Consider the following 12918-nt stretch of genomic DNA (forward strand, 5'->3'; position numbering starts at 1 on the left):
CCCTCCATGTCAGGATAGTTGTCGCCTCGCTGCCTTTCGATGAAGGACAATGGGGGGCGGTAACGGTTGGAAGATGAAGCCTTATCCGGCGGAGTACAAAGAATGGGTGGTCGAGCAGATGAAGCCGCCCTTGAACCGGTCGGTGGCGGAGTTGGCCAGGGAGACAGGCATTACAACGGTGTGCCTGCGCAACTGGCGCAACGCGGCCCGAGAGCAAGGAAAGGTTGTGCCAGGCAACGGCAAACAAAGTGATAAGTGGTCCAGTGCGGACAAGTTCCGAGTGGTGCTGGAGACGGCGCCCCTGAGTGAGGCGGAGCTGTCCGAATACTGCCGCAGGAAGGGTATTCAGCCGGAACAGATCCGGGCGTGGCGGGCCGCGTGCGAGCAGGCCAATGCCAAGACACCAGACAAGCCTGACCTGGCGCAGCGCCGCGAGGAACAGGCGGCTCAGAAGCGGATCCGGGATCTTGAGCGCGAACTCAAGCGCAAGGATGCGGCGCTGGCTGAGACAGCAGCGCTGCTGGTGCTGAGAAAAAAAGCCGAGGCGATCTGGGGAAGGGACGAGGAAGACTGATCAACGTCTCGGATCGCCGCGATGCCATTGCGTTGATCGATGAAGCGGTAAAGAGCGGTGCACGCCAGTCCAGGGCCTGCGAGGAACTGGACTTGAGTGAGCGCACCTTGCAGCGCTGGCGCCATGCGCCAGAGGATGGCCGCCCGGGAGCGCAGCGCCCGGTGCCGGCGAACAAGCTCAGCGAGGCAGAACGGCAGGCCGTGCTGGCAGCGGCCAACCAGCCTGGCTACGAGAGCCTGACGCCGCACCAGATCGTGCCGAAGTTGGCCGACGAGGGCCGCTACCTGGCGTCGGAATCGACGTTCTACCGTGTGCTTCGGGCTGCAGGGCAGAGCCGGCGACGTGGACGCAGTCACAATGCCAAGCCCCGCGCGCCGACCACGCATCGTGCAGACGGTGCCAATCAGGTGTGGTGCTGGGACATCACGTGGATGCCCACTACGGTGAAGGGTCGCTTCTTCTACTGGTACATGATGCAGGACATCTACAGCCGCAAGCTGGTGGTCAATGAAGTGCACGAGAGCGAGTCGGTGGAGCATGCCCGCCGGCTGCTCGAACTGGGCTGTCTGCGCGAGCAAACGGCTGGGCGGCCGCTGGTGCTGCACTCTGATAATGGCAGCGTCATGAAGGGGCTGAGCATGCGCGCTGCGATGCAGGATCTGGGCGTGGTGCCGTCATACAGCCGCCCACGCGTGAGCAACGACAACGCCTATGCCGAAGCGTTGTTCCGTACGGCCAAGTACTGCCCGCTGTGGCCCGAGAGGCCATTCGATACGCTGGAACAGGCGCGTGAATGGGTGCATCGGTTCGTGCGTTGGTACAACGAGGAGCACCGTCACAGCGGGCTGAAGTATGTCACGCCGAACCAGCGGCACCGCGGGGAAGCGATACCCCTGCTGGCGCGACGAATGGTGGTGTATCAGGCTGCGCGCGCCCGGCACCCGCAGCGCTGGTCGCGGGGAATCCGGAATTGGAAGCTGGATCCAGTGGTCTACCTGAACCCCGAGCGGGCTGAGCTGGAGCCTAAGGAGTACCGGAAAGCAGCATAGCGGCGGACGCGACAACTACCTTGACACACGCCGCTCGGACAAAAAGTGACTCGCCGGCTACGCCGGCGAAACAGCGGCGCATGCCAAGCGTGACGCCCTTTCTGATACTGCTGTCCGACAGTCGCGACTGCCGGACAGCTATGCGAGCACCGTTGCTCGCCAGGCAAACATTCGCCGCTTGGCTAACGCGACAAAACGTAATTCGCCAACGTCTTCAAATCCGCCTCATCCAGCTGCGGGAACCCCGGCATCGGCACCTGCCCCCACTTCCCGCTACCGCCGTTGCGGATGCTCTGCATCAGCTTGCCGGTAGCATCGGCATTACCGGCGTACTTCGCCGCCACGTCATGAAACGCCGGGCCGACGACCTTCTTGTCGACCGCATGGCAGGCGCTGCACTGGTTGGCGCCGAGCAGCGCATCCGCCGTGCGCGGCGTGCCACCGGCGGCTGCCGGCGCGGCAGGCACCGCAGCAGCGGCTACGGGCGTTGCGCTGCCGCGCTCAGCACCATAGGTCTTGACGAGATAATCGATGATGGCCGGCATGTCTTCGTCACGCACCGGCGCGCCGTACGGCTTCTTCATCTTCTTGACGGTCGCGTCCCAATAGGCACGCGGAGACGTCTGCGGCTGTGTCTCCGCGTACTGCGCCGAATGGCAGGTCATGCAGTTCTGCTGCACGAGCCGGTATCCGGGAAGATCGCTCGGACGCCAGGCGGCGGTCTCCGCCGGCAGGGTGATCTCCAGCGCCATGGCTGGCAAAGCGAAGGCGGCGAACGCGGCGGCAATCAGGGTTTTCATGTTCATGATGTCCCCTCCCTCAAACCGCGGTGACGCGTGTGGTTTCCACCACGTTGCGCATATAGCCGGGCGGGTTCCAAAGCGCCTCCAGCGGCTGGCTCTGGCCGATGCGGTTCACGGCGCGCACACGCAGATCCAGGTTGCCGCGACGCTGCGGACGTAGCACCGCCGTCCATTCGCGGAACGAGTAGCGCCCAAGGTCCTGACCGAGTTTCGCCGCTTGCCAGGTCCTGCCGCCATCCGGCGAGAAGCCGACTTCGCCGATACCGTAGCCGCCATCGAAGGCAATGCCACGCACCACCGTTTCGCGGCCCGTCGGCACCTTTGCACCATTTTCCAGGCTGGTGATGAACGAACGCACGGTGAAGCGGCCGATCGGCGTGGTGGCCGACGGCGCCGTACCGGGTGGCACGCAGGCGCAGGGGTTCGCCGGGATACGGTAGGCCGACGCCATCCAGAAGCCATCGAACACCTTGTCCACGACCTGGATATCCGACAGGTGCTTGACCCAGTACGTGCCGTAGTGGCCGGGGACCACCAGGCGCAACGGGTAGCCATTCAGCATCGGCAAGTCGGCACCGTTCATCGCCCAAGCCAGCATCACCTCGCCATCGAGCGCGTGATCGATGTTCAAGGCCTTGACGAAGTCCGGGCCGTTTTCGAGGGGCGGCTTGTCGAGGCCATTGAAGGTCACCTGTACCGCACCGGGTTGCACGCCGGCCTTTTCCAGCACCTTCTTCAGGGACACGCCAGTCCAGCGCGCATTGCCCATCGCACCATTGGCCAGCTGGCCGCCGTTGACGCGCGGCTCAGAGAAGCCACGGCTGTTGCCCGAACACTGGTTCACGGCGACGATCTCGACCGGATCGGCCAAGGACTTCAGGTCCGCCAGCGACAGTTCCAGCGGCGCCTTCACATGGCCGCCGATACGCAGGCGATAAGCCTGGGGATCGATCGAAGTCGGTATGCCGCTCCAGTGGTAGCGCACGAAGAACGCGTCATTGGGCGTGATGATGCCCTCGTTGAAGACGCTGAACGGCGTCTCAAGCTGCGGCGGGCGGCTGGTCAGCAGGATCAGCGGGCGCTTTTGCGGAAAGGTGGCCAACTCGCGCTCGCCATTGGCGAAGGGCAAGGCGACCTTGCCCGGCGTGCCGGCAGCCAAAGCATCGAACGCCGTGGCGCCCAGCGCGGCTTGGGCCATCAGGGCGCCGGCTCCTTGCAGGAAGCGGCGCCGCTCGCGCGTGCCGTCGTGGGGATGGTCGGGGGCAGTCATGGTCTTCTCCCTTTTTGTTCTCAATATAGTGTCCACGGTGAGGACTTTGGCGAATTGTCGCTAGCAGGCTGGGCCGCCGTATAACGCGATATTTTGGTAAGGGTTATCGGGGAAATCGAATTCGCCGTTGCCATCACATCATCGGGCCGCCCACGCCCGTTACAATGCGCCCTACCCTCGCGCCACCAACGCACCCATGCCAAACCCGACCCGGGCCTACCTGCTCGGCCCGCTGCTGAAGGGAGTTTCCCGTTCGTTCTACCTGACGCTGCGCATCCTGCCGGCGGGCATGCGTGACCCCGTCGGACTGGCCTACCTGCTGGCGCGGGCGGCCGACACGATTGCGGACACCGCGCTGATTCCTCCTGCGGAGCGCCTGGATCTGCTGCTGGCGCTGCGCGAGTGTGTCAACGGCCGCGGCAACCCCGCAACGTTCTCCGGGCGCTTGTCGCGCGAAGTCGCCGGCCATCAGACGGAATCAAAAGAAAAGGCGCTGCTGGAATCGATCCGGCCAGCGTTCGACGTGCTGGCGCAACTCGATGATTCCGACCGCACCGCGGTGCGCGGCATCGTCACCACGCTGACCGAAGGCATGGAGTTCGACCTGCGCACGTTTCCGGACGAGCAATCGGGCGAACTTGGCGCGTTGCAGGAGCTGTCCGACCTTGATCGCTACACCTACCTCGTGGCCGGCTGCGTGGGAGAGTTCTGGACGGCAATGACCTACGCCCACCAGCCCGGCGTACTCAGGGACGAGCCAGCCATCATGCAGCGTCGCGGCATCCGCTTCGGCAAGGCCTTGCAGATGGTCAACGTGCTGCGCGACTGTGGCAGTGACCTCCGTATCGGGCGCTGCTATCTGCCCCAGGCACGCCTCGATCGCCACGGATGCGCGCCGCGCGACCTCCTGGAGCCGGCCAATTCGCGGCGCATGCGGCCGGTGCTGTTCGAACTCGTACGGCTGGCGCTGGACCATTTCCGGGAAGCCATGGCGTACACGCTGGCGATTCCGCGTACCGCCGTGCGCTTGCGGCTCGCCTGCCTGTGGCCGATTTTGATCGGCCTCGATACCTTGCGGCTGCTCGTGGAGAACGAGGACTGGCTCGACCCGGGCAAGGTCTCGAAGATCGATCGCAAGAAGGTCTATCGCATCCTCGGCGGCAGCACGGCGCTGGTCATGTCGGATGGTTTACTCCGGCGCTGGATGGAAGGCGAAATCGCACGCATCGAGGCAGTGCTGTCGCGATAGGTTCGGCCGGACGGCCATTCACCGCCGCGCCGTACCGACACGCGCCGGCCAGCTCCCGTCGGCAATCTGCGCGCTGACAATCTCGCCCAGCAACTCATGCACCGCCGACGCCGCCACGGATAGCGGCATGGTCGCCGAACGGCACAGGAACACCGGCCGCGACATCGCGGGCTCGGCAATGCGCGCGGCGGACAGCAGCCCCTTGCGCAACTCCGTAGAGACCGACGCATAGGAAAGGACCGTATAGCCCACCCCGGCGGCCGCGAGTGCGATCAGTTCCGGGATCGCATTCACCTCCGCCAGCACGCTCAGTTCGATCGCGTGCGCGCGCAAGTGGCTGTCGATCAGCGCACGCAGGCCATGCTCGCCAGCGGGGAGGATCATCGGGTAATGACTCAAGTCGCCGAGGCGGACGGACTTTGCGGGCAATGCATCGCGCCGTCTCGCGCCGCCGAATTTTCCGGGCTCGGCCACGAGCACGAGGTCTTCGTCGACCAGATGCTCGAACAAGAGGCCGGGATCGGCGTTCGACTGGAAGGTCAGCCCGATATCGATATGGCCCGTCAGCAGATGGTTCGGGATGTACCCCGTGCTCAGCTCGATCACCTGCAGCCGCACCTTGGACCAGCGCCGGATGGTCTCGCGCACCAGCGGCACGGTCAGGATCTTGGCCATGGATTGCGGCAGTCCGATGGCGACCCGCCCTTCCGGGTCCGTAACGAGATCGCGAACATCCTCACAAGCCAGATCGACCCGCTTCAGGATGTCCCTGGCGTGCTGCTCGAAGCGCTGGCCCGCCGCCGTAATCGATACGCCCTTGTGGCTGCGCAGGAACAAGGGTACGCCCAGCGTCTCTTCGAGCTGCCGGATCTGCAGACTCAGGGCGGGTTGGGCGATGTGCAAGGTTTCGGCCGCGCGCGAGATCGACCCCGCCGCCGCCACGGCAAGAAAGCTGCGCAACCCGCGCACATCTACCGGTATCCCCATTGCTGTGTCTCCTGCTGCACGAAGGCTGGCCTTCACGGGCTATAACGAACGATGATACCCGGCATCCACAAGATGTCTTAGACATATATCTCCGTGGCGTCGATAGTGACACAAGCCCGCGCAACGCACGCGGAATCCGGCGCAGGCCGTCACAGGAGACAACATGGGAATCGATCGCCGCAACTTTCTTGCCGGCGCAGGCGCTGCGCTGTTCGCGCGGCCGCTGCTGGCAAATTCATGGCCTGCGCGGCCGGTAAAGCTGGTCGTGCCGTTCGCCGCGGGCGGCCCCGGCGACTTCGTCGCGCGGCAGATCGCCATGCCGTTGTCGCAGAAGCTGGGCCAGCCCGTCGTGGTGGAGAACAAACCCGGCGCCGGCGGTAACCTCGGCACGCAGAGCGTGCTCGACGCCAGTCCCGATGGCTACACCATCCTGCTGAACACGGTCGGCATGCATGCCGTCAACCCGCTGATGTTCCCGGACCTGCGCTTCCAGCCGCAACGCGACCTGCTGGCGCTGGGCGTGGTCGCGACCGTGCCGAATGTGCTGGTGATCCATCCGACCAAGCTTGGCGTCGGCAGCGTGGCCGACCTGGTCCGGCTGGGCAGGCAGAAGCCCGACAACCTCAGCTACGCGACCTATGGCGCCGGCAGCTCGCCGCATATCTACGGCGCATTGCTGCTCAAGGCCGCGAAGTTCACGGCGGTCACCGTCCCGTACAAGGGCAGCGCGCCCGCCAGCAGCGATGTGATGGCCGGCAATGTCGATTTCCTGTTCGACAGCATGACCACCTGTCTTGGCCAGATACAGGGCGGCAAGCTCAAGGCGCTGGCCATTACCTCGGCCGCACGCTCGCCGCTGCTGCCCGACGTTCCGACGCTGGCCGAAGCGGGCTATCCGGCGGTAAGCCTCAAGTTCTGGCTCGCGCTGCAAATCTCGGCCCGCACGCCGCCCGCGATTGTCAGCTTGCTGCGCGAAGCGGTGGCCGAATCCGCGCGCAGTGCGGCCTACGGCAATGCGCTGTTCGCACGCGGCGCCGAGCCTTTCCATCTTGCGCCCGGCGAGGTGCAGGACTTCGTCAACCGCGACGCGGCGCGCTGGACTGCCCTGGCGCGGTCGATCGACATCCGGCCGGAATAGGCCGCGGATCAGCGAGCAGGACCGCAGCCTGCTGCAGATGGATTTACAACGGACAGACACATGATTGCATTGCAAGGAATTCGGGTGCTCGACCTGAGCAAGGTGCTGGCTGGCCCGCTGTGCGGCCAGTACCTGGGCGAACTGGGCGCCGAGGTCATCAAGGTCGAGCCCGTCGGGCACGGCGACGACACGCGCGCGTGGCTGCCGCAGGATCGCGGCCAGTCGGCCACCTTCCTGGCGGTCAACCACAACAAGCGCAGTCTCGCGGTGGACCTGAAGACGGCGGAGGGCCGGAAGATCGTCCAGACGCTGGCGGCCAAAGCCGACATCGTGCTGCAAGGATTTGGCAGCGGCGCGGCCGCACGGCTGGGCGTGGACTATGAAACCCTGTCGTCGCTAAACCCAACCCTGATCTACTGCGAGATATCCGGCTACGGCCGGACCGGCCCGCTCGGACAGGAGCCAGGTTATGACGTCATGCTGCAGGCTTTCAGCGGCATGATCAGCACCATGGGCGAACCCGGCGGCAGGCACGCCCGCGCGAGCTTCTCTCCAGTGGATCTCGGTACGGGCATGCACGCGTTCAGCGGCATCCTGGCCGCGCTGATCGAGCGGCAGAAGACAGGACGCGGCATGCAGCTGGAGGTCTCGCTGCTGGACACCGCGATGGGCTTCATGGGCTACCTTGCACAGAACTACTGGAGCAGCGGCAAGCCGCCGCGTCCGATGGGCACTGCGCATCCGGCCATGGCGCCGTATCAGGTGTTCGACGCCGCCGACGGCCCGGTCATGATCGGCATCGGCAATGACGCGCAGTGGCGGCGCTTCTGCCCCGTTGCCGGGCTGCAGGCCTATGTCGACGATCCGCGCTTCGCGACGAATGCCGACCGCGTCGCCCACTTCGACGAAACCGTCGCGCTAGTCCGGGCGCGCATTGTCACCGAGTCCGTCGGGTTCTGGCTGGAGGCGCTGCGCAACGCCGGTGTCGCCTGCGCGCCGATTCATACCCTCGATCAGGCACTGGCGCATCCGCAACTGGCTGCGCGCGGACTGGTCGTCGAGTCGGAGCACCCGGTACTGGGAACGATCCGCAACATGGGCCTGCCCGTGCGCTTCCGGGGCGAGAACCGCGCCGCGCACCGGGCTCCGCCGCTGCTCGGCGAACACACTGAGGAGGTGCTGCGCCAGGCTGGCTACAACGACGAAGCCATCGCCGCGCTCAAGACGAGCGGCGTGGTGGCGACTGCCAGCAACGCTGAATCCAATACCCCGTCGACGCAGCGCGTCGCGGCATGACATCAGGAGCCGCCATGTCCGCCGTTACCTATGAAGTCCGCGACCGCGTCGCCGAGATCCTTCTGGACAGCCCTCCGGTCAATGCGCTGAACGAAGGCATGATCGATGCACTGCTCGAGGCCTTGCGCCGTGCGGCGCACGATGATTCCGTGCGCGCCGTCATCCTTGGCAGCGCCGTGCCGCGGCGCTTCTGCGCGGGGCTTCAGCTCGACGCGCTGCACGGTGCGGCGCCGTCACGCGCGTACCAGCTTGTCGACAAGCTCTACAGCGGCCTGCACGAAGCACAGTTCAACCTTGGCAAGCCGTCCATCGCCGCCGTGGGCGGGACCGCGCGCGGCGGCGGCATGACGCTTGCGATTCACTGCGACATGATCGTCGCCGCCGATTCCGCGACCTTCGGCTATCCGGAGATCGACGTCGGCGTCACGCCGGCCATCCACTTCACGCACCTGCCGCGCATCATCGGCCGCCATCGCGCATTCGACCTGCTGTTCACGGGCCGCTCGTTCGGCGCGGCCGAAGCCATGTCGCTCGGACTGGCCAGCCGCGTCGTCCCGGAGCAAGACGTCATGGGTGAAGCAAGAGCGCTGGCGCAGACGCTGTGCGACAAATCACCGGTTGTGATGCGGATGGGACGCACGGCGTTCCTGCGCGCCAATGATGGCGACTACCGGCGTGGCATCGCGACGGCGGTGGAATCATTTGGCAATGTGTTTGCGACAGAGGATGCCAAGGAAGGCATTTCGGCGTTCGTGGAGAAGCGCAAGCCGTACTGGCAGAGCTGAAGCGTTTGATTCGCCTTGGCCGGACAAAACGCAAAGCAAAAAGGGGTTACGCAAAAATCACGTAACCCCTTTTTCTGTCTGGTGCCGGCTGCAGGACTCGAACCCGCCACCTGATGATTACAAATCAACTGCTCTACCTGATGAGCTAAGCCGGCATTTCTGATGCAGACCGCGATTCTACTGCATTGCGGTCCGCTTTGGTGCGTTGCGGGTGACTTACTTCACCACCTTCAGCGACGGCTTCTTGCCCCCGATGCGCGGCACGGGCGGCGGGGTTTCGTCGTCGTCCGGAGCGCCCTGTCCGGCGTCGGCCGGCGTCTCGGATTCCACCGGGGCCAGCTTGGGCGGCGGGTTGCTTTCCCGCTCGGTCGCGGCCAGGGTTTCGGGCACGCTGCGCTCGACCGGGAACGCCATGCCTTGGCCGTTTTCACGCGCGTAGATGGCGAGCACGTTTTCCACGGGCACGTCGATCTTGCGCGAGATACCGCCAAAGCGCGCGCTGAACGTGATCCACTCATTGCCCATGTCCAGGCCGCTCGTGGCGTCGAAGCTGACGTTGAGCACGATCTCGTTGTTCTTGACGAATTCGCGCGGAACGCTCGTGTTGGCGTCGACAAAAACGGCAACGTACGGCGTGAAGCCGTTGTCCGTGCACCATTCATAGATGGCGCGGATCAGGTAGGGCTTGGTGGAAGTTTCAGGCATGGTGCTTCTTCATGACGCCGGTGGTTGACCCGATGCGCAAGCATCGGGCCTGCCAGGCTTAACGGCGCATCACCTTTTCCGACGGGGTGAGCGCTTCGATATAGGCCGGACGGCTGAAGATGCGCTCGGCGTACTTGAGCAGCGGCGCGGCGTTCTTCGACAGCTCGATGCCATAGTGGTCCAGGCGCCAGAGCAGCGGGGCAATGGCGACGTCGAGCATCGAGAATTCTTCGCCAAGCATGTACTTGTTCTTGACGAAGATCGGCGCGAGCTGGGTCAGGCGGTCGCGGATCGCGGCACGGGCACGCTCGTGATTCTTTTCCGCGGCCTTGCCCTTTTCGTTCTCCAGCACGTAGACGTGAGTGAACAGTTCCTTTTCGAAGTTGAACAGGAACAGGCGCGCGCGCGCACGCTGAACCGGATCGGCCGGCATCAGCTGCGGGTGCGGGAAGCGCTCGTCGATGTACTCGTTGATGATGTTCGACTCATACAGGATGAGGTCGCGCTCGACCAGGATAGGCACCTGGCCGTAGGGATTCATCACCGAAATATCTTCGGGCTTGTTGAACAGGTCAACGTCGCGGATCTCGAAGTCCATGCCCTTTTCGAACAGGACGAGGCGGCAACGCTGGGAAAACGGGCAAGTCGTACCCGAATACAACACCATCATGGTTGGATTCCTTGGGCTTAGCCGATGCAGGGTCGGACGGTAAGGTCAGACATTCTGCCAAACTCGGGCATCGAAAAGCAAATAAGATATAAATACGTCACTTATGGGACCACTATTGAGGCAATCCCAATAGGAAAAGGGCCAGAGCGGTGCTGCAACAGCAACTTCCGCTCTGGCCCTCTTTCATGCCGGGCCGGCTGGGACGTTACTTGATGTCTTTCCAGAAGGCGGCATTCAGGCGCCACGCAAAGATGGTGAACATGCCCAGGAACAGCAGCACCCAGACGCCCAGGCGCTTGCGGTGGTTCTGAGCGGGTTCTGCCATCCAGTCCAGGAAGCCAACCAAGTCGGCAGTCGCCTGGTCATACTCGACCTTGCTCAGCTTGCCGGGACTCAGCTGTTCGAAGCCGGCGAACTTGTGGACCTTTTCGCCATGCTCTTCCGTTTCGGCGAACTTGGCGGCGCGCTGGCCCTGCAGTTCCCACAGCACGTGCGGCATGCCGACGCTCGGGAAGACCAGGTTGTTCCAGCCGGTGGCGCGGCTGTCGTCGCGGTAGAAGGTACGCAGGTAGGTGTACAGCCAGTCATCGCCGCGGGCGCGGGAAATGACGGACAGGTCGGGCGGCTGCGCGCCGAAGAAGGCCTTGGCTTCCTTCGGCTGCATGGCGATGGTCATGGTCTCGCCAACCTTGTCCGCGGAGAACAGCAGGTTGTCGCGGATCTGGTCATCGGTCAGGCCAATGTCCTTGAGCCGGTTGTAGCGCATCAGCGAAGCGCTGTGGCAGTTCAGGCAGTAGTTGACGAACAGCTTGGCGCCACGCTGCAGCGACGACAGGTCCGCAGTGTTCACCGGTGCCGGCTCCAGGGGATACCCCCCTTCGTTGGCCATGACGGGCGCGGCGGCAAAGCAGGCGCCTGCCAGCGCAATGATGGAAAGCAGCTTTTTCATCGTGTGTCCTTGTCCTCTTGTCGGGGTTCGCGCGTCGCTCAGTGCGGATGGAACGTGACGCGCTCCGGCACCGGCTTGAACTGGCCGGCACGGCTCCACAGCGGCATGGTCAGGAAGAAGGCGAAGTACAGCAGCGTGCCGAGCTGCGACACCTTCTCGCCAACCGGCGACGGCGGTTGCACGCCGAGGTAGCCGAGGACGATGAACACCACCACGAAGACGGTCAGGATGGTCTTGTGGAAGGCGGGACGATAGCGGATGGACTTCACCGGCGAGCAGTCGAGCCACGGCAGGAAGAACAGGATCACGACCGAGCCGCCCATCACCAGCACGCCCCAGAACTTGGCGTCGATGAAATAGAAGCCGACCGCCAGGATCACGGCAATGGCCACGGACGCCGCCTTGATGCGGGCGTCCTTGCTGCGCACGAACAGCATGCCCAGCACCAGCGCGAAGAACACCCACAGGATCGGCAGGAAATTCGACGTGGTGGCACGCAGCATCGAGTAGAACGGCGTGAAATACCACACCGGCGCGATGTGCGGCGGCGTCTTGAGCGGATCAGCCGGGAAGAAGTTGTTGGATTCCAGGAAATAACCGCCGACTTCCGGGAAGAAGAAGATCACCGCCGAGAAGATCATCAGGAAACCGCCCACGCCCAGCAGGTCGTGCACCGAGTAGTACGGGTGGAACGGGATGCCATCGAGCGGCACGCCGTTTGCGTCCTTCTTGGCCTTGATCTCGACGCCGTCCGGGTTGTTGGAACCCACTTCGTGCAGCGCGATGATGTGCGCGACCACCAGCCCCAGCAGCACCAGCGGCACCGCAATGACGTGGAACGAGAAGAAGCGGTTCAGCGTGGCATCGCTCACCACGTAGTCGCCGCGGATGAACAGCGACAGGTCCTGGCCGATCACCGGGATGGCCGAAAACAGGTTCACGATCACCTGCGCGCCCCAGTACGACATCTGGCCCCATGGCAGCAGGTAGCCCATGAAGGCTTCGGCCATCAGGCACAGGAAGATCAGGCAGCCGAAGATCCAGACCAGTTCGCGCGGCTTGCGGTACGAGCCGTACAGCAGGCCGCGGAACATGTGCAGGTACACGACCACGAAGAACGCCGAGGCGCCGGTCGAGTGCATGTAGCGAATCAGCCAGCCCCATGGGACTTCGCGCATGATGTATTCCACGCTGGCGAATGCCACGGGAATGCCGGCGGCGTTGAGCGTGCCGTCCGGCTTGTAGTTCATCACCAGGAAGATGCCGGTGACGATCTGGATCACCAGGACCAGCAGCGCCAGCGAACCGAAGAAATACCAGAAGTTGAAGTTCTTCGGCGCGTAGTACTTGGAGAGATGGTCTTCCCACAGTTGCGTGGCGGGGAAGCGGGCGTCGACCCAGCCCAGCAGACCGGTCGTCTTGACTTGCTTATCGGCCGCCATG

General features: G+C 64.2%; 12 protein-coding genes and 1 tRNA gene. 5 read left to right on the top strand and 8 right to left on the bottom strand.

The window, feature by feature from the left end; genetic code table 11:
* The first annotated feature begins 73 nt into the window (after positions 1–73).
* Positions 74–1623, top strand: a protein-coding gene (locus AC3FKG_RS24065; protein WP_488742417.1) for an IS3 family transposase whose coding sequence is annotated in 2 segments (ribosomal slippage) — positions 74–560 and positions 560–1623 — 1551 coding nt in all. Because the reading frame shifts where the segments join, the coding sequence is not laid out codon by codon here.
* 182 nt (positions 1624–1805) lie between these two features.
* Here AC3FKG_RS24065 and sorB read toward each other — a convergent pair.
* Together sorB and sorA are read right to left on the bottom strand one after the other, a co-directional pair.
* Complete coding sequence (sorB, locus tag AC3FKG_RS24070) at positions 1806–2429, bottom strand: SorB family sulfite dehydrogenase c-type cytochrome subunit (protein ID WP_488744348.1); 624 nt, start codon at positions 2427–2429, stop codon at positions 1806–1808.
* A gap of 13 nt (positions 2430–2442) precedes the next feature.
* Positions 2443–3696 carry a SorA family sulfite dehydrogenase catalytic subunit gene (gene sorA / locus AC3FKG_RS24075; protein WP_483709553.1) on the bottom strand — a complete coding sequence of 418 codons (1254 nt, stop codon included), beginning with the start codon at positions 3694–3696 and terminating at the stop codon, positions 2443–2445.
* A gap of 196 nt (positions 3697–3892) precedes the next feature.
* On the opposite strand from sorA, the gene AC3FKG_RS24080 reads away from it, so the two are divergent.
* Complete coding sequence (locus AC3FKG_RS24080; protein WP_488744349.1) at positions 3893–4945, top strand: phytoene/squalene synthase family protein; 1053 nt, start codon at positions 3893–3895, stop codon at positions 4943–4945.
* Between the two features lie 18 nt (positions 4946–4963).
* Here the strand turns inward: AC3FKG_RS24080 and AC3FKG_RS24085 are convergent, their stop codons facing one another.
* Positions 4964–5932: a LysR family transcriptional regulator gene (locus tag AC3FKG_RS24085; RefSeq protein WP_488744350.1), complete on the bottom strand. Its 969-nt coding sequence runs from the start codon at positions 5930–5932 to the stop codon at positions 4964–4966.
* A 163-nt stretch (positions 5933–6095) separates the two neighbouring features.
* On the opposite strand from AC3FKG_RS24085, the gene AC3FKG_RS24090 reads away from it, so the two are divergent.
* Genes AC3FKG_RS24090 through AC3FKG_RS24100 form a run of 3 tightly spaced genes read left to right on the top strand, consistent with a single transcriptional unit; the run spans position 6096 to position 9151 of the window.
* Positions 6096–7070, top strand: coding sequence for a Bug family tripartite tricarboxylate transporter substrate binding protein (locus tag AC3FKG_RS24090; RefSeq protein WP_488744351.1), 975 nt, complete (start codon positions 6096–6098; stop codon positions 7068–7070).
* 60 nt (positions 7071–7130) lie between these two features.
* Positions 7131–8366, top strand: a complete 1236-nt coding sequence (locus AC3FKG_RS24095) for a CaiB/BaiF CoA transferase family protein (RefSeq protein ID WP_488744352.1) — start codon at positions 7131–7133, stop codon at positions 8364–8366.
* Positions 8367–8380: 14 nt separating this feature from the next.
* A complete protein-coding gene (locus AC3FKG_RS24100) occupies positions 8381–9151 on the top strand; it encodes an enoyl-CoA hydratase/isomerase family protein (RefSeq protein WP_488744353.1) in 771 nt (256 codons plus the stop codon).
* Between the two features lie 79 nt (positions 9152–9230).
* On the opposite strand, the gene AC3FKG_RS24105 is transcribed toward AC3FKG_RS24100, so the two are convergent.
* The 5 genes from AC3FKG_RS24105 to AC3FKG_RS24125 form a co-directional block, all read right to left on the bottom strand.
* Positions 9231–9306: transfer RNA gene (locus AC3FKG_RS24105), tRNA-Thr, on the bottom strand.
* Between the two features lie 61 nt (positions 9307–9367).
* Positions 9368–9856 (bottom strand): ClpXP protease specificity-enhancing factor, encoded by a 489-nt coding sequence (locus AC3FKG_RS24110; protein WP_483709562.1) that lies wholly within the window; start codon positions 9854–9856, stop codon positions 9368–9370.
* Positions 9857–9914: 58 nt separating this feature from the next.
* The gene (locus AC3FKG_RS24115; protein WP_008643086.1) at positions 9915–10526 is read right to left on the bottom strand and encodes a glutathione S-transferase N-terminal domain-containing protein; all 612 of its coding nucleotides are present in this window, start codon (positions 10524–10526) and stop codon (positions 9915–9917) included.
* Positions 10527–10731: 205 nt separating this feature from the next.
* Entirely contained in the window at positions 10732–11475 is a 744-nt protein-coding gene (locus AC3FKG_RS24120; RefSeq protein ID WP_483709564.1) for a cytochrome c1, read from the bottom strand.
* 38 nt (positions 11476–11513) lie between these two features.
* Complete coding sequence (locus AC3FKG_RS24125; RefSeq protein WP_483709565.1) at positions 11514–12917, bottom strand: cytochrome b; 1404 nt, start codon at positions 12915–12917, stop codon at positions 11514–11516.
* Between the last annotated feature and the right edge of the window lies 1 nt (position 12918).

The organism is Cupriavidus sp. 22TCCZM04-2, from assembly GCF_057798895.1.

Coding starts and splice junctions, on each gene's coding strand:
- AC3FKG_RS24110 (WP_483709562.1), bottom strand. CDS start 9,856: ATGCCTGAAACTTCCACCAAGCCCTACCTGATCCGCGCCATCTATGAA.
- AC3FKG_RS24090 (WP_488744351.1), top strand. CDS start 6,096: ATGGGAATCGATCGCCGCAACTTTCTTGCCGGCGCAGGCGCTGCGCTG.
- sorA (WP_483709553.1), bottom strand. CDS start 3,696: ATGACTGCCCCCGACCATCCCCACGACGGCACGCGCGAGCGGCGCCGC.
- sorB (WP_488744348.1), bottom strand. CDS start 2,429: ATGAACATGAAAACCCTGATTGCCGCCGCGTTCGCCGCCTTCGCTTTG.
- AC3FKG_RS24100 (WP_488744353.1), top strand. CDS start 8,381: ATGTCCGCCGTTACCTATGAAGTCCGCGACCGCGTCGCCGAGATCCTT.
- AC3FKG_RS24120 (WP_483709564.1), bottom strand. CDS start 11,475: ATGAAAAAGCTGCTTTCCATCATTGCGCTGGCAGGCGCCTGCTTTGCC.
- AC3FKG_RS24080 (WP_488744349.1), top strand. CDS start 3,893: ATGCCAAACCCGACCCGGGCCTACCTGCTCGGCCCGCTGCTGAAGGGA.
- AC3FKG_RS24125 (WP_483709565.1), bottom strand. CDS start 12,917: ATGGCGGCCGATAAGCAAGTCAAGACGACCGGTCTGCTGGGCTGGGTC.
- AC3FKG_RS24115 (WP_008643086.1), bottom strand. CDS start 10,526: ATGATGGTGTTGTATTCGGGTACGACTTGCCCGTTTTCCCAGCGTTGC.
- AC3FKG_RS24095 (WP_488744352.1), top strand. CDS start 7,131: ATGATTGCATTGCAAGGAATTCGGGTGCTCGACCTGAGCAAGGTGCTG.
- AC3FKG_RS24085 (WP_488744350.1), bottom strand. CDS start 5,932: ATGGGGATACCGGTAGATGTGCGCGGGTTGCGCAGCTTTCTTGCCGTG.